The following is a 21,580-nucleotide window of genomic DNA, read 5'->3' on the forward strand; positions in this document are numbered from 1 at the left end:
CCCCGACGACCAGCACCGGACGGAAGAACCGGCTCGATCACGGCCCACAACTCATCAGAAATCACCTCAGCACGAAGCTGGACTGTGGCGAGAGCGTCGCGGTGCAGCTCGCGGCTGTCAATGGGGCTGTCAATGAAACCCAGTCGTCTGAAGCCAGATCTGACAGGAGATACAGGAAAATGTCAGGCTTCTCGCCTCAGGACACCGCAGCGTACGGCGGTCGTCGCACTTGTAAAGCGGTGGTCGGCAGTTCAAGCGCTCGGGGAGCGTTCGACCCGTGGGAACCCTGAAGTCGGCTGAGCTGCTGGTGGACGAAAGCCCTCGCCCCGTTCAGCAAGCCCCGGTCCTCAGTGATCATGTTCCTCCGCCTCGGCAAGCAGCCACTCGGCACGAGCCAGCAGCTCGTCAAATGTGAGGATCTCGGGCTCGTAGAGGTTCCGGCGGTAGAGCTCGAATGACCGCAGCTTGGCCGTGATGACACCGCCTCCTGCACCTTGAAGCTGGCCAAGGTGACCCACTATGAGGAAGGAGCGCGGTCGAATCAGGTAGGTATCACTGTCGAGGTCAGCACCCTCGTGATCAGTGTCACGGAGGCGGTCGCTGAGGCCTTGGGTTGCGGCGTACACCGTCTGCTGAACCTGCGTCACCCCGCCGGCTAGTTCCTTGCTGGGAGCCCAGCAGCCCGAGCGGTATGCCTCGGTGTCCAGCAAGGCAGTGCGATGATGCTTGATCTCGGCGAACACCATCGAGCGGACGACCCCACTAGTCCGCAGCAGAGCGTCGGCTCGTTTGCCCGGGCCCCCGATGGAGTAGCCAGCAACGACCTGCTCAAGCCGAGCGTCATCCCACGACGTCAGCAGCTGACCAGCAAGGCCGATACCGAGAACCCAGGGATTGCGCTCGAGAAAGTCCTGCCAGACCTTCTCCGGTCCGCCAAGGCGTTCCTTCTCGGCATCGAACCGGTGGTCTTCGACAAGCAGCATCCGGAAGTTCTCAAGCTGCTCACGACGGTGGGCCAGGGCGACGACATCTCGGGCCGACGAATCGTTCTGGATGAGGTCCCGGACTTGTCCCTTATCCTGCCGATACAGCTCTTCGATGTTGCGGGGATCTCTGAGCACGGCCTGGATGACGTCGTCGTCAACGACTGTGCGGTCCTCGCCGTCGATGGGGATGTGATCCAGGAGCTTGACCGTGTCGATCAGCCGGGCAGTCTGCTCACGGTTGAGCTCCAGCAGGGTCTGGAGTTTTGCCTCGCCCCCGGTGGTCTTGATTTTCTGAATCTTCAATTGGCGGACCACGCCTTGCTCACGAGCCAGCATCATCGTGATTTGGGTGCGCGCACTCTGATTCAAGATCACTTCCTCCCATTCGAAGTCGCCCTGCTCGGATGCCTCCTCGTCGAAGACTTTGTTGACATACCTAGCTAGATGCCCGAAGTCCCGCGACGTCGGGAACTTGAGGCGAAAGCTCTTGCTGACGTACGTGCGGGTGACTAGCCGGAGGAGTGCGAAGTCAGCATCGCTCAGCTGTTCGTCCGGTGCGCCGAATGGGTCACTCATCGGGTCGTACCCTGCTCATCCGAAGCGTGCATGGCTACGCCCACCTGTAGTCGCCTAAAGACGATCGGGGCGCGACTACCAGTTCTCTCTGTTGCCTTGCCGGGATCAGCCCGGTCATTGCGTGCGAGTGTGGATGAGTACCGCCAGCATTCTGTTCGATCCCAAGCTGCCGACCTCGCACTGTTGCTCTCCCAAATGTCGTCGCTCTGTCACGGTGCTTATCGCGGTGAATCACTGCGTGTTACGGTCCCACCGTCTCGCGCGGCATGTGTGAGACGCAATGGCGGTCGGATGCGATGGTTCGTGCCATGAAGGCGCTTCTACCAAGAAGGGGGTAGAGGCTAGCCGCCCCACGCCTGGAATCTAAGGCGCTCCCCAAGTTAGCGGCGGACTGGCACCTGACCTACGCGCCGACCACTCCAGATAGCCCGACTAGCCTGTGTTTCGCACCACGGATAGCCCCACGTGGAGAGAGCGTCCGAGCCTCTTCATCCAGGCATCTGCGTCTGACCTGTTCAACTCCGCCGTGGGGCTGAGGCGTTGAAAGACGGACTTCACCAAATCGACTGACAAGCCGATGGCGCAATGGCGGCTTGGTCACGGCGTGATCGCGAACCCGGGAGCGACGACATCGTGCACGCGCCATCAGTCCGATAGGGACAAGCAGAACTCGTTACCTTCGGGATCGGTCAGGACGATGTTCCCCGTGTGCCGGGCTTGAACCGTCGCGCCGAGAGCAGTTAGGCGCTGGATCTCCAGCTCCAAGTCCGCAGCAAGCAGGTCCAGGTGCACTCGATTCTTCCCGCTGGTGGGCTTTGGCACGAGCTGGAACCACAGGCGAGGTCCTCCGTGCGCCGGTTCGACGAGGACAGTCGGGTCGTCTTCGGTGCTGGTGATCCCCAGCGAGCGCAGACGGGCGAGTTCTGCATCGTCGTAGGGTGCGACGGCATAACCGTCCAGAGCGCCGGCCCAGAAGCGGGCCGTGGCCGCAGGATGATGGCAGTCGAAGACGATGTCGTGGAGTCGCGCCATCCACCCATGATCTACACACCCGACGGACGATGTCACGCAGATTTCAGCGCCGGGCTGGCCGAGATTCGGCTGCCCAAGGCAACTTGCAGAACACCTCATGAGTGACGGCAGGTCAGTCCTGAGGACGCTCAGGCTAAGCGTCATCGAGGCCATGCCTGGGTTCCCCAAGTGAGAGCAGAAATGCGCTGACCCGCTTGCCGAGCTGTCCCCAAGGCCGCCGGTGTCACCAGGACGGGATTGCTCCGTCGTTCATGGGCTGGCTTGACATCCCAGCCCGGGCTATCGGGGTCGTGCCCGACTGCGGCATCGGGTGGCGAGCCCAGAGGTCAACGTTCGTGGCACTACTCGTGGCACGAAAGGTCGGATACGCATAAGGAATTTCGAGTCTGGTGGAGCCGACCGTGTGGACGAAAGCGCTTGTAGAGAGCGGATGCGGCGGTGTAGGTCCTCCTCGTAATGAGAAGCTCGGCGGTTCGAGTTCGAAGCTACCGAAGTGGATGAGGCCGACCTCACCGGATGGCCTTCCGCCTCTCTGATCACGATGGGGCGACGTCTCGACTCATGAACCCAACATTGGGCGGTTCGATCGCGGGATTAACTGCTTTGACTAGTCGGCGGATGTTCGCCAGGGCCTCATCAAGTCCAGGTCTTGTGATGTGCGTATCGCGCTTTGTACCTGAGATACGGTGGTGGTCTATCGGCGCCCACATTGCTCTCCCGCCCAGGAGCCCGATCTATCGGGCCGAACCTGACGATGGCCCGCGAGATGGGATTGAGGCCGGTACCAGCAGACATGAGCGAGGTGGCCCCTCTTTTCGTGGCCGTTCTGGACTCAGATTCGTCATTGAGTGGCGCGCTCGCCGCGGCGTCCGGGCTTTGGGGATCCGGCCAGAACGCAGCAACTGCTGGGCCGCTACCGACAAACAGTTTCGCGCCACCGGTTCGTAGAGTCCTCGGGGCGATGGTCACCGCCTTCCGCCTTCTCGGCGTCGATCGGCGTAGCTACGCAGATTGATGCAAGCGATTCAAATGCGTGATCCCTTGCCAGATGCGCATTATGCGATGACCCTTGAAGTCTGGGTCCTTGGCCTGCGAAAGCGTCGGCGATCACAAACGATGAGCGATCGGCAGTCTTGCTGAAACTTGGGTTCGCTTCACCTGATCCCTGAGGGAGGAGGCGCGCCGTGTTTCAAACACGGGCGAATTGGTTCGGCATTCAGATCGAGTTGGCGCAGAGTTTCTGTCCAACCACCACGCGCCCGTCCCGCGGGAACACCCTCCGGGATACTCAAAGGCGCCATTCAGGCCAAGCGGCGCCAGCCAAGAGACCCAATCGGCACAGGCCTGACCCTGTGACGGAGGTGGGACACCGATGAGTTCCTTGGACCGGACCGTGTTGCACTCGGGAGGGGCGCCATGTTCCTAGGGCAAGTTCGAACGCTTGCGATCGGCGGTTTGGCAGCAGTTGCGGTGACCGGGATCCTGCTACGACGACGACGTCTGGGCCGACGCGTGTCCGGCACGTCTGTGCGGGTCCTCACGCTCCCGCCTCCTGCCCCAACGGTGTGAGCAGCTCGGGCGAGGGGTCAAGACATGTCATCCACCGATTTCGTCGTTTCGGCGTACGCACCGGCGAGCTCGTTCCCTGGGCAGCCCCGCTGCACCGAGATCATCGGTGACCTAGTGCTGCCCATCGGCTGGGTCATCGACTCCACCCTCGGCGATCCCGGGCATCCTGGCATTAGCGAGGCGGCCGACAGCTCTAACAACCAGGCCCTTACTTCGCTGACGTCGTACACCTATGCGGCCACCTCGGATCGCACCGCCCATGTCAGCGGCCGGATCTGTGGCAGCGCTTGGTGGGGCCCCGGGGCGGCCTTCGAACGCACCTACCGGGTGTTCACGGTCGCGGCACCGGTCCCCACGCCCACGGCGTTCCAAGACTATGCCGTCTCGGTCTACGCACCCGCGGGGCTGCCCTGGTCTCCCAGCTGCCGCATGATCGCTGCGAACCTCACCACCCCTGCTGGCTGGATCGTCGATCGCAGCCAGGGGGATCCCGGGCACTTCGGGGTCTCCGAGCTTACGAACATCTCCAACTCTCAGGCCAACTCGTCACTCCAGAGCTACGTCTACGCGCCGACCTCGGACACGGTCGTCCGCATCGACGGCCGGATCTGCGGCTCCCAGTGGTGGGGCCCTGGTGCCGTGTTCGAGCGCACGTACCGGGTCTTCCTGGTCCCGGCCTGACGCCACTCCCAGCACCAAGGCGGCTGACATGACGAATCTCGGACTTGGGCTCCCCCTCGACATTCCCTGGCGGGTGATCGCGGCGAGCCCCGACATGATGGACGAAAAGTTCTGCAACAAGGCGTATCCCTTCGCCTGGCACAGCTCGCTGGCGATCTCGATGTTCCAGCCCAAAGCCGAGGAGCTGCCGTCGCAGCTCTGCGGCCAACGGCTGACGTACCTCAAGGTCACTGCCAGCATCACCGGCTACGAGCCCACCGAGGAGGAGACCAGGACCGGGTACGCGTCATTCCCGAATACACCGAAAGAGGATCTCGACGCGGTGCTGCGCAACTACTTCGCCTGCTACGGCGCCCTCCTCAACGTCGCGGTTTTCCCCGGGCCCGAGAGCGGGCAGGTGAGCACGCTGGTGAGCACGGACGTGGACTTCGCGGACGAGGAGACGGGCGGGGAGGTGGACAACCCGCTCGTCGTGGAGGAGATCGCGTTCCAGCGCACCGGCGAGGCGAACGAGATCGTGGACCTCTACCCCGCGGGCGGCGACGGCCGCGGGGAGCTTTCCCTAGGCCGCGAGCTCGAGGTCACCTTCCCCGCGGCGACTCGGGTGGTGGCCCGGGTCGTGACCTTCGCTGAGCCAGTGTCGATCACCGCCTTCCGGGACGACGACCTGGTCGACGACGCGGAGACCGGACCTGAGCAGGACCGGATCCACGAGCTGACCGTCGAGGCGGAGGGGATCACCCGCGTGGTTCTCACGGCTCCTCAGGACGAGGCCTCGCTGCTGTCCCTGTCCGTGTGGCGGCGCGAGGGCCGCGACGCGACCCTGGCCGACTACCCGCACATCATCGACTTCGAGCCAAAGCTGCGTGACCTCTACCAGGCCGCCACTAAGAACGGCGAGTTGCTGTCCGCCTCCACATCTGAGGTCAAGGTCAACAAGACAATGGCCCACACCGAGAGCACCGAGACCGGAGTCGAGCACGCCGGCAAGTACACCTCCCCGCAGTCGCCGTACGGCCAGTTCGAGGCGAGCCACAAGATCTCTCACAAGTGGGGCGAGACCGACTCCGACACCAGCAGCGTCACCGCCGACGCGTCACGGGACCGCCGGGAGCGGGTCGGGTCGTCGACCAACCTGGTGCAGATGTACAACCTGCTCACGGGTTACCACTCCGGCACCAATCGGGCACTGTTCCTCATGCTGCCGCGTCCGCACGTGCTGCAACCTACAGACCGCCGAACCTTCGTCCGCGGGCTGCGGGTGATCGAGGGCATCCAGGAGTTCTTCCTGGTCGTCACCCACGACGCCCAGATGGAGGGCCTGTGCATCGATGTGCACCTCGACACCGGCCACTTCCCCGAGTCGGTCACGGTGGAGACCCCGCCTGTGCGCTACCAGGATCGGACCGAGCAGTTCCATGTTTCGGCGTACGCCAAGGGCGGCGGCGGCATCACCGGCCAGGGCGCGGACACCGTGGCCATCGAATCCGTGCCGAGCGCGACCTACAACGCCTCGAGCGGCTGGGTCATCGACAAGACCAAGGGGGACGCCGGCCATCCGGGGGTCCACGAGGTCGGCGACCAATCGAACCAGCAGGCGATCAACTCCCTGCGCGGGTACAATTATCAGGCACCCTCCGATGCGTCGGTAGTGGTCTCGGGCAACATCTCCGGCGCCAACTGGTGGGGCCCTGGAGCGGTATTCGAACGTGACTACGAGGTCTTCTTACGTTCCGAGCAGCCCATCCCGTCCAGCGAGGAACCGGCGGTGAAGACGGGACTGCTGATCACCGGACGCGACCTATGCGTCTGCTACCGCCTTCTCGACGGCTGTCCAGAGGTGGTCGACGAGGAGAACCCGGCAACCAAGCAGCGAGGGACGTGGATCGTCGAGGAACCCGAGATCTCACTGCAGCCCGCGGCGGCCCCGGAGAGCGTCGCGACCGAGGCCTTGCTGCAGGTGCAAAACGCGCTCTCCAGCTCCTGGCGGATGCCGACCCGACGCCCGCCGGGCGCCGTCGGCTTCTTAGAATCCGACTACTTCACCTCACGCATCGGCGACTACCTCCCCCCTGACCTGCAGGAGAGGCCGGTCTCGGAGCTGCCGGACGCCGGCGAGCTGACACCGGCGCTACGGGAGGTGACCGTGCGGCGGCTGCTGGCCGAGGACCTGGCCGGCTTGAGCGCCACGACCGGAGTCGAGGTCGGCGAGCTGGCGCGGCTCCGGCGTCGGGTCTTCGAAAGCTAGAAAGAGGCGAGCCTCGCTATGGCCGAGTGGTACTACCAGCTCGAGGCGGACCTCAAGGGCACGGTGCAGTTCCGAGACCGTGTCTACGGGGCCAACGACGAGTACACGACGCCCGACGCGTGCGAGATGCAGCGGTTCCGGGCCGCCTACCGACAGCAGATCGGACGCGATTTCCGGGAAGACCAGCCCGGATCGGTTACCACCCTCGACGAGGCCTGCCCCCTCGGGGAGGCCGGCGTCGGCGACACCGCCAACGAGCACGACGCTCGCCCGCCAGCACCGGTGGCGTCCGACCAAGACGGCGACCCGGGGCCCGACGGAGACAGCCCCGCCACGCTCGGCGCACCCGACGCCGTCCCCGGCGCCACCCTCGGTCACGACGACGCCGGGCCGGGCGATGCCGACGGCCGGCCACCGGCCCAGCAGCTCTACGACCGCGACGCTCCCGCCACCGTGGAGGATGTCGCGGACAGGCTGCTCGACGGCGGTGCACCTGCGGGGGATGTCGAGCAGCGCCTGGAGGAAGGCCGGCGCGGCGACCCGCCACCTGGCGAAGCGCACCCGTTCCGCTCCGATGACGCGCCTCCCGACGCCACCGCGGCCAGCGACCCGGTGGATCTGTTCGCCGGGGAGTTCACAATCCGGACCGTCGACCTCCAGCTGCCGGGAGTCGGCTTCGACTTCCGGCTGGTCCGGTGCTACGCGAGCGGGCGGCCGGCGTACGGGCCGTTCGGGTTCAACTGGGACCACAGCTACAACGTGTGGTTGCGCGAGCTCGACAGCGGCGCCGTGGCAATCTGGACCGGCCAGCTTCGGGAGGACGTCTACCGCCCGGACCCCGCAGGCGGGTTCATGCCGCCCGCCACCGGCGTGCACACCTCGCTCACGGCGCAGCGCGACGCCGGCGTGGTCGTCTCCTATACGCTGCGCTTTCCCGGTGGGTTCAGCTGGGTCTTCGCCCGTCCTCCAGGCTGGGTCGACGGCCTGCGGTACCCGCTATCCCGCGTCCGCGACCGGCACGGCAACAAGCACGTCTGCGACTACGACAGGCAGGGACGGCTGGACCGTGTCGTGGACACCGTCGGCCGGGTGGTGACGTTCCACTACGGCAACTGCGGACTATTGGAGGCGGTCAGCGACTCGACCGGCCGCGAGATCCGCTACCTCCACGCACCGGACGCCGAGCTCCTCGTCCAGGTCGTCGGACCGGAGGTCGCGGCGGGCCGGCCGTCCGTCCAGTACGTCTACTCCGACGCCGACCACCCGGCGCTGCAGCACAACATCGTCGCCGTGGTCGACGGTGACGGGAGGCTGGTCGTGGAGAACGTATACGGCGCCGACCCGGCGAGCGACGACTTTAACCGCGTCGTCCGCCAATCCGTCTGCGAAGCGGAGTACCGCTTCGCCTACAAGCGGCTGCGCTACGTCAGCCAGGCGCCGGAGTCGATGAACGACGCCGCGTCGCGCACAGAGCTGCTCGAGCCGGACGGCACCTACCGGGTCTACTCGTTCAACGTGCGCGGCCTGCTGCTTGACGAACGGACCCGGCTCCAAGCCGACGGCTCCTATCGGGCGTGGGCGACGAGCTACCGGTACAGCGCGTCGGGCGCGCTACAGGAGGTCATCCGTCCCAACGGGTTGACGACCCGGCTGACCTACGACGACGCGAATCCCGACCCGTGCGCACGGGGGTCGGTCCTCGAGGCCCGCCTCGTCGCGCCGCCGACGACGCTGGCCAGCACCCGCCACTTGTGGTCGGCAACCTACGAACCGCACTACCAACAGGTCAAGACCCTCACCGACGAGGCCAGCGCCACGACGACATTCCACTACGACTTCGAGGACGCCCCTGGCCCGGGGGCCACCGGACGCCTCACCCGTCTGACGCCGCCCGACGCCACTCTGCCCGACGGCAGCGTGCAGACCGGCGAGGAGCACTACGTGTTCGACGCCCGTGGCCGGCTGAGGGAGCGCCGGTCGGCCGAGGCCCACCTCTTCACCTACGCCTATCACGCCGCCGGGGACGGGCTCGGCCAGCTTTCCGAGAACGTCGCCGGCGCCGGCGCCGACGACGAGACCTGGACGTACAACTACGACCCGACCGGCCGCCGCAGCGTCACCACCGACGCGTTCGGGGCAGGATGGACCACCGTCCGCGACGCGCTCGACCGGATCGTCGAGGAGACCACCCCACCGGTCGGCGGGATCGCGTCCGTCACCCGGTTCGGCTACGACCTCGCGGGACGCTTGGTCGAGCGGCGCCGCCCGCGCGGCGGCTACATCGATGCCGCGGTCACCGGCGAGGAGCTGCGTGACGAGATCCGCCTCGATGCGGCGCGCCACCTGCGCACCACCGTTGAGGCGGCCAACACCTCCCAGCCGCGGACTACCGTGGAACGACTCGACCACCTCGGCCGCACAGTCGAGGTGGTCGACGCAGCCGGCCGCCGCAGCACCACCCGGTACGACGAGCGGGGGCTGCCGATCGAGCACGCCACCGGGGACGCCACCGGGCTAACCCAGCGTCTCAGGATGTCCTACGACCGCAACGGGAACCTCCGGCGGCTGCAGCGACCCGGGCAGCCGACGACGCTGCTCAGCTACGACCCGTGGGACCGGATCGTCCGCATCGAGACGGCGGCTGCGGACACCCGGGTCGAGGTCACCTACGCGACCGCCGACCTGGTGGAGTCCGTGGTGGTGACCGGCCCGCCAGGGCCGGGCCAGGCACCGACAGTGCTCTCCCGAACGGACTTCGTCTACGACGAGCGCGGCCGGCTGCGCGAGCGACGGCAGGGCGGGTCATGGCAGCGGTTCTGGTACGACCGCGACAACCGGCTGGCCCGGATCAGCGACCAGCGGGGCCGCTCCGTCCAGATGGTGCGCGACGCGGTCGGCCGGGCCCGTCGTATCACGGACCCTCTCGGCAACCGAGTGACCTCGACGGTGGATGCCGCCGGCCGGGTGTCCACCGTGGTCGAGGAGGAGGTCGACCCGGCTGGGCTGCAGCAGGCATTCACCACCACGTTCGGCTTCGACGCGGCGCACCGGGTCACCAGCATCGACGACGGCGACGGCCACGTCGTCTCCACGGCGTACGACGCGCGCCACCTGGCCGTGGAGCTGACGACCTCGGGTGGGGGCCGGGGCGAGCTGGGGCACGATGCCTTCGGTGACCTCGTCCGAATGGCGGCGGGGCCGGCTGGCCAGGAGCTGGTCACCAACTGGACCAGGGACGGCGCGGGGCGGGTAGCGTCGCTCACCGACCCGCTCGGGCGCCGCACGGAGTACCGATACGGCCTCGACGACCGGTGGGCCACGATCGTTCGGCCGGACGGTGGTCGCTACGAGCGCGGGTTCGACGACGCCGGCCGTGTCGTCCGCGAGAGCACCCCGGGTGGCGTGGCGGTGCATCTGCTCCACGGCGACGATGGCCTCGTGCGGCGGACGACGTACACGGCGCCACCCGGCACCCTGCCGCTACCGGATCTGGTCTCCCGCTATGACGGCCTGGGTCGACCGGTCCGTCTGGTCCAGGGGACCCGGCGGCTGGAGTGGGCGTGGGACCGCCAGGACCGGCTGGTCGAGGAGCGGTCCGAGGCCGGCCGCACCGCGTGGACGTACAACGACGCCACCGGCACCGCGGATCTCACCTACCCGGACGGGCGCGTCGACCGGCTGGAGCTGGACACGCTCGACCGCCCCGGCCGGCTCCTCCACCGCCAGGCGGGGGCCGCGGACCTGGTCAGGCTCGCCGCCGGCGCCACCCTGGCGACGTACACCTGGACCGGGCCGGAGCGCCTGGCCCTGCGGGCGCTGGCCAACGGCACCGAGACGCGGTTCGGCTACGACGCTGCCCGCCGCCTGTCTGGGATCGAGCACGTCGACGCTGCCGGCGCCACGCTCGCCAGCCTTCGGTACGTGCACGACCCCCAGGGCCGGCGCCGGCTGGTGGCCGCGGCACCGGCGCCGGCGGTGAACCGGTGGCATGACTTCGACGCCGCGGCGCGGCTGGTGGGCACCGAGGACGACTTCGCCGCCGCCGCCCCGCCGCTCGCCGGCGGCTCCCAGACCCAGCAGGACACGCTGCTGGCGCAGCTCGGACACCCAGCTGGCGCCGCCTCCCGGATCTTCGCGTACTCCCGCGACGACGAGCTGCTCCGGACGGTGACGACGGATGCGGGCGTCGCGCGAGACGACCAGTACACCGTCGATGACCTGAGCCGCTTCGTGTCGCGTTCCCGGACGGTGGGGGCGGCGTCCACGGTGACGCCGTACGCGTTCGACACGGACGGGCGGCGGACGGGCGACGACCGGTACCGGTACGAGTACGACGCGGCCGGCCGGCTGGCCGCCGTGCGGGACCCTGCCGGTGTGCTGCTGCTGGAGCTGGGCTACGACCCGGTCGGCCGGCTGGTCGAGCGACGCGCCCCTGGGGTGTCGGACCGCCGTACCCACTGGGCGGGACCGCGGCCGGTGCAGGAGGACGCCGGCGGCGTCGCGGCCCGGCAGTTGGCCACTGGGGTGTACGCCGACGAGCTCGTGCTCAGCAGCGACGGGACCGACGCGTTCGCGCACCTCGACGCTCGCCAGTCCCTGCTGGCGACCAGCGACGGAGCGGGTGCGGTGACCGAGCGGTACTCCTACACGCCGTTCGGCGAGGCCGCGATCTTCGCGGCGGACGGCGTGACCCCGCGTGCCGCATCAGCCGTGGGCTCCGGCCCACGCTTCGGCGGGTATCCGGCATTGCTGCCGGACTTGTTCGACGCGCGCGCCCGTGCCTACGACGGCGACACCGGGGCGTTCCTGCAGCGCGACCCGCGGGGGCTGGGGGGCAGCCCGAACCCGTACGCGTTCGCGGGGCAGGACCCGGTCGACCACGTGGACCCGACCGGCGAGATCGTCCCGCTCGTCATCGCCGTCGGGGTGATCATCGGGGCGCTGGCCGGCGCGGGCTACAGCGGCTACGACGCCTACCACCACCCGGAGCGCTACTCCGGCGACTTCTCGTGGCGGTCGATGTTCCAGGTCTTCGGCGGTGCGGGCATCGGCGGCCTGTCCGCAGTGGCCGGCGTCGCGGCGGGCGGCGTCACGACCGGCGTGGTCGGCGGCGGGGCCGCTGGAACCGCGGGCGCAGCCGGGGCGGCGGGCACCACGGTGAGTCTGACCAGCCTGGCGCAGGGGTTCGTGGTCGCCGGCGCCTCGTCGGCGGCCGGTGGCGCGGTGTGGAGCGCCGGCTTCCACCGGATGTTCCCCGAGATCGTCGACCGGCCCACGCTGCGGGGCGCGGCAGTCGACTTCGCCTTCGGAGGTGTGCTCTCGTTCGCGAAGCCGGTGCTGCGCGCTGTGATCCCGCAGTCCCTCTGGCGCAGCGCCACCACAGGCGTCGACGAGGTGGCCACGGCCACCGGGCTGGCCCGCCAGGGGCCCTGGCGCGCCTTCGGCGAGACCTGGGAAATGCTCACCAACCGCCGGGTGCAGTACAACCTGCTCAACCTCTTCTCCGACAACCGGACCCGCGACGCGGTGCTGTCGCAGTACCGCGGCCGACCGGGCTGGGTGACGAACATCGGGAACTCGATCCAGCACCTGTGGGCGATGGAGTCTTCCGCGGGCGTGCCCCGCGGGCTGCGGCAGGCGGGCCTGAACCTGCTCGAGGTGCCGGGAGCGCTGAACGGCTGGATGTCCAACATCCCGGCCCGCAACTACGGTCTTCGGGGGGCAGTGGCCTCGATCCTCGCCGCCACCGGGCTGGGTGCCTACGAGCTGACCAGCCTCGCGCTCGGGGAAGAGACCCCCCACTACATCCTCGGCGACCCCACTCCCACACCCACCTTCGCGCCCGACGCTGGGCTGGCCAACACAGACGCCGGCACGGGTAAGCCGTGATACCCGAAGCGACCGGCCGTCGGCACCTTGCCGCCAACAACGACGCGGGGCGGTGTGCCGGCGGATGCGGTCCTTCGCGGATTGCCAGCGACCGATTGAATCGGGGCTATGACTGAAAATCGAAGTTCTCTATGGCGATCGCATTCGCATGAGGCGGGCCCGAAGACGTCGATCGCCAACCTCGAAGAGTTACTAGCGTGGCTTCCGAGTGTTGAGCGGATCGCCAGGTTCACCGAGAACAGTCGTCGAACGAGACCCTTAACCGTGGACGAGGGCGCAGGCGTGCCATGGTTCGTGCCATGAAGTTGTGTCTAGCAGTGGGGGATAGCGGGGCTGGAGTAGGACGGATCCAACACTTGTGCAGCCTGGAGTCGACCAGTGTTACCGGTGCCATGGCTCTCATAATCCCTGGGTCGTGGGTTCGAGTCCCACCCGCCCCACAGCAAGAAGCCCCAGGTCACTGGTGTTGAGACGTCCGCCGAACCCAGACCCACTGGTGGTTCCAGGAAACCGGCGAACCGCGATGGTCCGGCCAGAGCCGACTTGCCAGAGCTACTGGAGATGGCGACCTGCAGATTTTGGCGTCAGGGGTGAGTAAGCGGTGCCCCGGTACGTACTGAGACGACGACGTCGTGGATCGCCCGGGTGACCGCTGCGGCGTGATCCGGGTTCTCCACGAAGGAAGCGTGGGTTGCCCCTGGCACGACGCGATGGAGGCTGTTGGTCGACAGAGTGACTGTCTTGTTTTGGTCAGCCATCCACCCCTTGGAGTTTCCGCGTTCGGCGGTCAGGACGACCAGTGGCGTCGCGTCGAGGCTATGGAGTCTTCCCGCCTCGGCCGTGGACCGATTCGCGACGCCGTACTCATCGAGCGTCCCGCTCATTTCCTTCCCGGTGGCGGCGGTGGCGCGGACATCGTCCCGGTACTCCGGCGGTAGATCCGAGTACGAGATGTTGGCCAGAAGCCGGCCAATGCCCAGCCGAGAGGTCGTCGCGAACAACGAAGACACGTGCTTCAAGACGCTGTAAGAACCAGCCTCCGGCGGGGACACGGGCTCGTTTCTGGCGGCGGTGGAGTCAACTAGGACGAGACCGGCGACCTCCCCGGGATACTTTGAGGCATACGTCCTCACGTACAGCCCGCCAAATGAATGTCCGGCCAGGACATAGGGACCCGGAACCTGTGCACGCTCAAGGAGCGTGTGGAGATCTGTGGCGATCTGCGCACCATCGGGTGGACTCGCAGCCGGATCACTCCAGCCGCGTCCCGCCCGGTCGTAGACGCATACTCGGCTGTCGCGGGCCACGGCGGGAGCGATCAACCCCATCGACGCCGCCGATCCGCCCGCGCCGGGCTCAAGGATCACAGTCGGACCGCGTGAGCCGTGGCATTCCAGGTGGAGTCGGTACGGTCCCACGTCGACGAGTTGTCCGCGCATGGCAACCGCCGGTGCGGTGGACCGACTGATCCTTTCGTACCCCCCACCCACGGCGAAAAGCGCCAGGATGACCAACACCGGACACAGCAGCCACGCCCTGGTGCGGCTATGCATCTCACGCCTAGCGCGGACCCACACCCAGACCACCAAGACCAACACGGCGGGCGGCCAAACCCACCCTAGCGCGTCCATCACAGAGTCCGGGACCGTGAGCACCAACGCACCAGACACGGCCATAAAGATCGCGGGCGCTACGGCCCAGCGCTGAGGTTGGTCGGTGAACCGCATCGACAACACCGCCAAGAGCGCCCACCCGAGCGCAAACCCGAACAGCACCATCGCGGTGGAGAAGTTCATATCCACGGTGTCGACTGGCAGGAACGGGAGGATCACCGCCGCTGCGAACCCAGCGGCCAATGATCCGGCCACTACTGTGCCGATCTGCGTTCGCGCTGACTCTGGTGCAGGAACGGCAACCTGCTCGGCGCGCGTGGGCTCAGTCGAACTTCGCTGGGTCATGACAACCGCCTCCCCCTTGTTGAGGGCCACCCCGCCCTCGTCTTCCAGCATGCGCTCAACGGCTCGGGCGACGGAATAGCCCCGACCGGGCCCACGCAGTGCCATACGGCACGCAACTGGCGTCCACCGGCCCAGTTCGCCCGAATCTGCCGCGTAGAGGGAGGTCCCGAACCTGGCGGGCGTAAACCGATCGGATCGAGCTGGGTCCAACGCAGCACATGTGAGGTCTCGATCGCATGCCACGCGTGCAGCGTCCACGTGCCGCTCTTTCCTAGCGACGGTTGGGCACGCCGAACTGCAACGCCGGCTGACCGCCACGGGGTCGGACGCGCTGGCGACCGCAGCGCATCCCGGCCTGGTCGCGACGGACCTCTACAACCGTGCCGGCCCCCGCCGCCCCGCCGACCTCCTATGGGCGGTCGCGATCCGACTGCTGGCACAAGGCGCCGACCACGGGGCGCTGCCGGTCCTGTACGCCGCTGTCGCCGCCATTCCCGGCAACAGTTTCGCCGGGCCTAGCCATTCCGCCCACATGCGCGGCGCCCCAGAACTCATCGACCGCTCCGCCGCCGCGCAGGACCCGGATCTCGCACGCCGCCTTTGGACGGTCTCCGAGCAGCTCACCGGCATCCGCTCCCGGATCTGACCAATAGCAGCACACCCACTTTGACGCGCTGGCCACTGATGACGCGGTCCCTCCCGTTGGATCGGACTCTCGCTGTCGCGCAGCCCCAAGGTAGCTACTGCTACACCTACTCCGGTTCTGCTTGCTGAGGTCGGTGGCATGGACGAGGCCGAACGCCGGCGTCGGGCAGAGATCGCCTATCAGCGGTTGGCCGAACTCGCACCGCGGCGGGGCTGGCTATGCGAGTCAGGTGCAGCAGTTGTCGGTCATGTGGTAGCTGGGGAGGCGAACGCGCTGGCGTTGCGTGCGCACCAGTCTGCGAAGGTCCGTGGGCTGCGCCCGAGCAGCTGCCGCACTGTGTCGGTGCGCAATCCGACGGTGTCGGCGCGCATGAGCGACAATCCCTCGATGAGGGCGTCGGCGAGGGCCGGCGGTGCTCCGTTGGGGTAGCGGAATCGGACTGCCTCGGCTGGCGTGGCCACCGGGCGGACCTCGATGGGGCGGCCGAGCGCCTTGGCGAGGATCTGGACCTGGTCGGCGACGGTGTACGGTTCGTCGCCGGTCAGCACGTACTCCTTGCCCTGGTGGCCCTCTTGGGTCAGCACGAGGGCGGCGACGGCGGCGATGTCAGCGGGGTCGATCGGTGCGGCGCGGCCGGGGCCGACCGGGTCCAGGACATAGCCGCTCTCTCGGATCGTGGGCAGCCAGTCGAAGGCGTTGGTCATGAAGCCGCAGGGCCGCAGGAACGTGGCGGCTAGGCCGGAGGCGCGGATCATCTGCTCGCGCTTATGGTGCCAGGCGCCCATCGCGGGTAGCGGGTCGCCGAGCACGGCATACGAGGACAAGTACACGATGTGGCGCACGCCAGCGGCGTTGGCCGCGGCGATGACGTGGGCGGTGTGCTCGGAGCCGATGCCGGGCACGAGGAGGAACACCGCGTTGACGCCGTCGAACGCGGGCGCAAGTGTGGCGGGCTGCCCGAGATCGCCGACGACGTGTTCGGCTCGCTCCGGCAGGTCGGCGGCGCGGCTTGGGTCGCGGACCAGAACGCGGAACTCGGTGCCTTTGGCGTCGAGTTCGTGGACGAGTTCGCGGCCGACGTGTCCGGTGGCGCCGGTGACCAGCAACATGACAAACTCCGTAGGGTCGTATACCGGTTAATGATTCCGAAGGGAACGTTAACCGGTAAACGATCAACCGTCAACCGTTGTTACCGTGCCCTGGCCGGCCGGTTCCACATCGCCGCTGGAGGCCCTCCGTGCCCGAGTTCCTAGACCTGCATAGCAAGACGACCAAGGTGCTGCGAGTTGCGGCCGAGGCTGCGGTCCGGCGCCACGGGTTGCGCCTGGGACAGGACCACCTGCTCGCAGCGTTGTGGGAACGAGACGGCCGCACGCCCGGTGAGATCGCTGTGGCGGTCAACGTCACCACGCCCGCCGTCACCAAGACGGCCGCCCGGATGGTCGAGGCCGGCCTGCTCGTCCGGCGCGGTGACGACCGGGACAACCGCCTGGTCAGGCTCTGGCTCACCGACGCCGGACGCGCGTTGCAGGAGCCGATCGAGGCGGAGCGGCGGTTGCTGGAGGACAAGGTCACCGCGAACCTGACCAAGCCCGAACGTGAGCACCTGTTGAGCGCCCTGGCGAAGATCCACCGGTCGGCGTGCGAACTCCTGGACAAGCAGATCGACCACGATGAATCAACCAGCGCCTGACACAGCGGGCCTTGCCGGCAAAGTCCTCGGAGTGTGACGGCCCGGTCTGTCAGGAGCTTCCGTACGGGTGCATTGCCGAGTGGAAGTTGTTCACCGCGGACGCCGGATCGCCGCCGGCTACAACGCGTCGAGGACCCACTGCCAGGTTCCAGCTAGCTGTACTGACCAGGCACGTTGGTCGAGATCGTGTGACGACACGAAGTGAATGTTCTTGATGGGTGAAGGCCTCCCGGCGTGGAGTGGAGCTGTCTAGGAACCGCTCCAACGACCCGGGAGGTCTTCGTGTCTCACGCTAACGCTGCCCTGACCCCACGCGCTCGTTTACGGCTCGCGCGTCTCGTGATCGACGACGGATGGCCCATCGCGCGAGCCGCCGAGCTGTTCCAGGTGGCATGGCCGACCGCGAAGCGCTGGGCCGACCGGTACCGCGACCACGGACCCGCCGGCATGGGTGACCGGTCGTCACGCCCGCACCACCAGCCCAACCGGACCCCGGCACGCGTCGTACGCCGGATCGTGAGCCTGCGCCGCCGCAAACGCCTCGGCCCGGTCGGCATCGGCGACCAGCTCGGCCTGGCGTCATCGACCGTGCACGCCGTACTGCGCCGCTGCCGGCTGAACCGCCTATCGCACCTGGACCGGATCACCGGCGAACCGATCCGACGCTACGAACACGCCTACCCCGGCGCGATGCTCCACGTCGACGTGAAGAAACTCGGCAACATCCCCGACGGCGGCGGCTGGCGCTACCTGGGCAAAGCCCGCGGCCACCAGAACCGCACAGCAACCGCCGCCCGCACCGGCCAACGCAACACTCGCAACGCACCCAACATCGGCACCGCCTACGTCCACACCGTTATCGACGACCACTCCCGCGTTGCCTACGCCGAAATCCACGACAACTGTCGATGTTCGAAGTCGCCTGCACGGATGTCCGTACTCGCGTGCAAACGGCACGGTTGATGGCGCCGGTCACCCGCATTACACCGCGCGCGCAGTGCGGTTGTGGGCCAGCGCCACCCGGCGATGGTCGAACTGGTCGGCGACGATCGCCGGCAGTCGTTAAGAGGCCCCTGAGGGGGCCGACATTGATGAGCCGGACGCGGGGTGGCCAGGCACAGGGAGGGGCGTCCAGGTACGTGGAACTGCACCTGGACGCCCCTCAGATTCAGACCGCGGGTTCACATTTTGAGGTCACGCCGGGGTGGGTGGCGTGGTCGCGAGCTGAGATTTGGTGGCGGTGGTGTCGGCGTCGAGTGCGTGTCCTTCGACGTCGAGGTTCGGCAGGATCCGTTCGAGCCAGGCCGGGAACCACCAGGCAGCGTTGCCCATGAGGACGAGCAGGGCGGGCATGATCACCGTTCGCACGAGGAACGCGTCCGCGATCACGCCGACGACCAGGCCGAAGGCGATGGAGGCGGCGACGGCACTTTCGCTGGTCGCGAAGCCGCCGAACACGACGGCCATGATGCTCGCTGCGGCGACGAGCACGGGTGCCGATGTGGTGAATCCGCGTCGGATGGCTTCCTTGGGGCTGAAGCCCTTGCCGTGCATCTCGTGGATCCGCGAGACCAGGAACATCTGGTAGTCCATGGCCAGCCCGAAGAGCACACCGACCAAGATGATCGGCAGGATGCTGAGCATCGGGTCGCCCTGCGGGGCGGGAATGAGCCGGTCCAGCCAGCCCCACTGGAAGACTGCGACGCTGGCGCCGAACGAGGCGCCCACGGAGAGCAGGTAGCCCAGGGTCGCCGTCAGGGGCACGAGGATTGAGCGGAACATCAGCACCAGGAGCAGGAACGCCAGTACGACGATGACGATGACGTATTTGATCAGTGCCGCGTTCAGGGCGGCGTCGCCGTCGATGCCGATGGCGGTTTCTCCGGTGACGCGCAACTGGACTCCGGGAATGGTGTCGATGTTGTCGCGGATCAGGTGGACGAGGTCCTTGGTGCTGTCGTCGATCGGTCCCCCGCGCGGGATGACGGTGATCAACGCGGCGTCCCCGGTTGCGGTGACCTTGCCCGGCACGACGCTCTGGACGTCGCCCAGTCCGCGGAACCCGTTGCTGACCTGATCGACCGTGCGGCCGGCGTCCTTGCCGGTGAGCAGGATCAGCAAGGGGCTCTGGACGCCTCCGAACTTGTCCAGCACCTGGGTGTAGGCGGCTCGCTGCGTGGAGGTGGGGTCGGTTCCGCCGGGGACGTTGGAGGCTGTCTTCATGCTGAGCAAGGGTGCGGCAACGATGAGCAGCACGATGACCGCGGCGACGATGGCCAGCACGGGTCGCGCGATGATCACGTTCACCCACCGCTGCAGGAACGAGCCAGGCCCGGTGTCCGGTGCCCTCGAGACATCGTCGTGTGCGTGGGGACCGGTGGTGACAGGAGTACTCGTCGTGGTGGGGGCGTGCGTGGTGTGGGCCGCTGCGGTGGGGGTCTCGGCGGTGGTCTGGTCGCGTTCGCGGCGGGGCAGGATGCGCCGTCCGAGGGATCGCATCAGCACTGGTAGCAGGGTCAGGGACATCAGGACGGCGACCAGGACCCCGAAGGCGCCGGCGATACCCATCTCGGTGATGAAGCTGATCCGGACCACGATCAGGGCGACCAGGGCGATGATGACGGTCAGGCCGGCGAAGACGACGGCGGTGCCGGCGGTGCCGGTGGCTCGCCCGATCGCGGCTTCGACGCTGCGTCCCTCGCGCAGCTCGGCCCGGAAGCGGGTGAGGATGAACAGGCTGTAGTCGATGCCCACGGCCAGGCCGAGCATGGTGGCCAGGGTGAGCGTCGTGCCCTGGATCGGGTTGATGCTGCCGTAGGCGAGGATGCCCAGGGTGCCGATACCGACACCGGTCAGGGCGACGAGCATGTTCGCGCCGGCCACCAGCAGGGACCCGAAGGTCAGGAAGAGCACCACGAAGGCGACCAGGACGCCGGCGATCTCTCCGATCCCGGCACCGGGCGCGCCCTCGGCCACGAGTTGGCCGCCGACCTCGACCTGGAAGTCCGCGCGGGCCTGGTCGGCGACCTTGACCACGTCGTCGTAGACGGTTTGGCGGTCATCCTCGGTCAGGCCGGTGAAGGTCAGCGTGGCCACTGCGGTGGTTTTGTCCGCCGACACGAAGGAGGTCTTGGCGTCCAGCGGATCGGTGACAGTCGCCACGTGAGCCACCGACCTGGCATCGGCCAGGACGTGGGCGACCTTGGCGGCTGCGGCCGGAGTCGTGATCGAGGTGGCGTCCTTGGTGGTCAGGACCAACTGCAGGGTGTCAGCGCTACCGGTGGAGCCGGCCTGGTCGGGGAACTTCTGCTGCACCGTCGCCAAGGTCTCGGTCGCCGCCGAGGACGGGACCGAGGCGCCGGCGCTGGAGCTGCTGGAACCGGTGGCCAGCACGCCGACCAGCGCGGCCAGGAGCAGCACCCACCCCCCGACGATGAGCAGACGGTGTCGGGCACTGAATATGCCTAGCCGGGCAAGGAGTACGGGCATCGGATGCTCTCTTAAGTGAGTTGGCCCGAGCCGCTGATACGGCCAGGAAGGAACATCTCCCATCCTTCGCCGGACGGCGGTGAGCCACATCGTCGCTTCGCACCAGCCCCTGTACTGCAGATGCAGTACAACCCTGCCGATGCCGTACTACGCGGGACCGGCCCCTCAGGTCACCAGGCCGGCCTGATACGCGTAGGCCACCAGTTGTGCCCGGTCCCGGGCACCCACCTTCGTCATGGCCCGGTTCGCGTGGGTCTTGACCGTGAACGGCGACAGGTACATGTCGGCGGCGATCTGCTCGTTGGAACGACCCGACGCGACGGCCACCACAATCTGGCGCTCACGAGCCGTCAGCGCATCGAACGTCCGCGCCAACGCCTCGTCGACGACGACGCCCGGCTCCTGGGCCACATGGCCGATCAGCGCGGCCGCGGCGGCAGCGGACAGGGCTCCGCCGCCGCCGGCCACCTCCCTGATCCCGTCCGCGAGCTCAGCCGGCCCCACGCCCTTGCTCAGGAAACCGTTGGCACCAGCACGCAGCGCCGCCAGCACGTTCGCGTCCTGGTCGAAGGTGGTCAGCACGATGATCTTCACCCGGGCGCCGTCCCAGACCTCCCTGATGCGGCGGGTGGCTTCCACCCCGTCGATACCAGGCATCCTGATGTCCATCAACACCACGTCGACCGGGTCTCGGGCCACGAGCTCCACCGCCCGCAAGCCGTCGCCCGCTTCGGCAACGACCCTGATATCTTCCTGCGCCTCCAGGATCGCGCGCAGACCGATGCGGATCATCTCCTGGTCATCGACGATCAT

At 67.7% G+C, this 21,580-nt stretch carries 11 protein-coding genes and 1 pseudogene; 6 read left to right on the top strand and 6 right to left on the bottom strand.

Annotated elements, in window-relative coordinates; genetic code table 11:
• Positions 1 to 347: 347 nt before the first annotated feature.
• On the bottom strand, positions 348 to 1,562 hold the full coding sequence (locus tag ABD210_RS32245) for a Shedu immune nuclease family protein (RefSeq protein WP_344116843.1): 1,215 nt from the start codon (positions 1,560 to 1,562) through the stop codon (positions 348 to 350).
• A gap of 645 nt (positions 1,563 to 2,207) precedes the next feature.
• Positions 2,208 to 2,594, bottom strand: coding sequence for a VOC family protein (locus tag ABD210_RS32250; protein WP_344116844.1), 387 nt, complete (start codon positions 2,592 to 2,594; stop codon positions 2,208 to 2,210).
• A 1,593-nt stretch (positions 2,595 to 4,187) separates the two neighbouring features.
• On the opposite strand from ABD210_RS32250, the gene ABD210_RS32255 reads away from it, so the two are divergent.
• From ABD210_RS32255 to ABD210_RS32265, 3 genes are read left to right on the top strand one after another with little or no spacing between them, the layout of a single operon-like run.
• Complete coding sequence (locus ABD210_RS32255) at positions 4,188 to 4,844, top strand: hypothetical protein (RefSeq protein ID WP_344116846.1); 657 nt, start codon at positions 4,188 to 4,190, stop codon at positions 4,842 to 4,844.
• Positions 4,845 to 4,872: 28 nt separating this feature from the next.
• The gene (locus ABD210_RS32260) at positions 4,873 to 7,092 is read left to right on the top strand and encodes a hypothetical protein (RefSeq protein WP_344116848.1); all 2,220 of its coding nucleotides are present in this window, start codon (positions 4,873 to 4,875) and stop codon (positions 7,090 to 7,092) included.
• 18 nt (positions 7,093 to 7,110) lie between these two features.
• On the top strand, positions 7,111 to 12,981 hold the full coding sequence (locus ABD210_RS32265) for an RHS repeat domain-containing protein (protein ID WP_344116850.1): 5,871 nt from the start codon (positions 7,111 to 7,113) through the stop codon (positions 12,979 to 12,981).
• Positions 12,982 to 13,565: 584 nt separating this feature from the next.
• Here the strand turns inward: ABD210_RS32265 and ABD210_RS32270 are convergent.
• Positions 13,566 to 14,990, bottom strand: a complete 1,425-nt coding sequence (locus ABD210_RS32270; protein WP_344116852.1) for an alpha/beta fold hydrolase — start codon at positions 14,988 to 14,990, stop codon at positions 13,566 to 13,568.
• Positions 14,991 to 15,159: 169 nt separating this feature from the next.
• On the opposite strand from ABD210_RS32270, the gene ABD210_RS32275 reads away from it, so the two are divergent.
• Positions 15,160 to 15,585 carry an SDR family NAD(P)-dependent oxidoreductase gene (locus ABD210_RS32275; protein ID WP_344116854.1) on the top strand — a complete coding sequence of 142 codons (426 nt, stop codon included), beginning with the start codon at positions 15,160 to 15,162 and terminating at the stop codon, positions 15,583 to 15,585.
• Between the two features lie 245 nt (positions 15,586 to 15,830).
• Here the strand turns inward: ABD210_RS32275 and ABD210_RS32280 are convergent, their stop codons facing one another.
• On the bottom strand, positions 15,831 to 16,694 hold the full coding sequence (locus tag ABD210_RS32280) for an SDR family oxidoreductase (protein WP_344116856.1): 864 nt from the start codon (positions 16,692 to 16,694) through the stop codon (positions 15,831 to 15,833).
• 128 nt (positions 16,695 to 16,822) lie between these two features.
• Between ABD210_RS32280 and ABD210_RS32285 the strand changes: the two genes are divergently transcribed.
• Together ABD210_RS32285 and ABD210_RS32290 are read left to right on the top strand one after the other, a co-directional pair.
• Positions 16,823 to 17,278, top strand: a complete 456-nt coding sequence (locus tag ABD210_RS32285; protein ID WP_344116859.1) for a MarR family winged helix-turn-helix transcriptional regulator — start codon at positions 16,823 to 16,825, stop codon at positions 17,276 to 17,278.
• Positions 17,279 to 17,560: 282 nt separating this feature from the next.
• Positions 17,561 to 18,181, top strand: a pseudogene (locus tag ABD210_RS32290) (helix-turn-helix domain-containing protein); the annotation flags it as partial.
• A gap of 291 nt (positions 18,182 to 18,472) precedes the next feature.
• Here the strand turns inward: ABD210_RS32290 and ABD210_RS32295 are convergent.
• Together ABD210_RS32295 and ABD210_RS32300 are read right to left on the bottom strand one after the other, a co-directional pair.
• Positions 18,473 to 20,698 carry an MMPL family transporter gene (locus ABD210_RS32295; protein WP_344116861.1) on the bottom strand — a complete coding sequence of 742 codons (2,226 nt, stop codon included), beginning with the start codon at positions 20,696 to 20,698 and terminating at the stop codon, positions 18,473 to 18,475.
• A 234-nt stretch (positions 20,699 to 20,932) separates the two neighbouring features.
• Positions 20,933 to 21,580, bottom strand: coding sequence for a response regulator transcription factor (locus ABD210_RS32300; protein WP_344116862.1), 648 nt, complete (start codon positions 21,578 to 21,580; stop codon positions 20,933 to 20,935).

Source organism: Kribbella alba (genome assembly GCF_039529635.1).
GTDB classification, from domain to species: Bacteria; Actinomycetota; Actinomycetes; order Propionibacteriales; family Kribbellaceae; genus Kribbella; species Kribbella alba.

What these genes read in the sequence shown, in the direction of transcription:
- ABD210_RS32245 (WP_344116843.1), bottom strand. Translation starts at nt 1,562, where the DNA reads ATGAGTGACCCATTCGGCGCACCGGACGAACAGCTGAGCGATGCTGAC.
- ABD210_RS32255 (WP_344116846.1), top strand. Translation starts at nt 4,188, where the DNA reads ATGTCATCCACCGATTTCGTCGTTTCGGCGTACGCACCGGCGAGCTCG.
- ABD210_RS32280 (WP_344116856.1), bottom strand. Translation starts at nt 16,694, where the DNA reads ATGTTGCTGGTCACCGGCGCCACCGGACACGTCGGCCGCGAACTCGTC.
- ABD210_RS32250 (WP_344116844.1), bottom strand. Translation starts at nt 2,594, where the DNA reads ATGGCGCGACTCCACGACATCGTCTTCGACTGCCATCATCCTGCGGCC.
- ABD210_RS32300 (WP_344116862.1), bottom strand. Translation starts at nt 21,580, where the DNA reads ATGATCGTCGATGACCAGGAGATGATCCGCATCGGTCTGCGCGCGATC.
- ABD210_RS32270 (WP_344116852.1), bottom strand. Translation starts at nt 14,990, where the DNA reads ATGCTGGAAGACGAGGGCGGGGTGGCCCTCAACAAGGGGGAGGCGGTT.
- ABD210_RS32260 (WP_344116848.1), top strand. Translation starts at nt 4,873, where the DNA reads ATGACGAATCTCGGACTTGGGCTCCCCCTCGACATTCCCTGGCGGGTG.
- ABD210_RS32265 (WP_344116850.1), top strand. Translation starts at nt 7,111, where the DNA reads ATGGCCGAGTGGTACTACCAGCTCGAGGCGGACCTCAAGGGCACGGTG.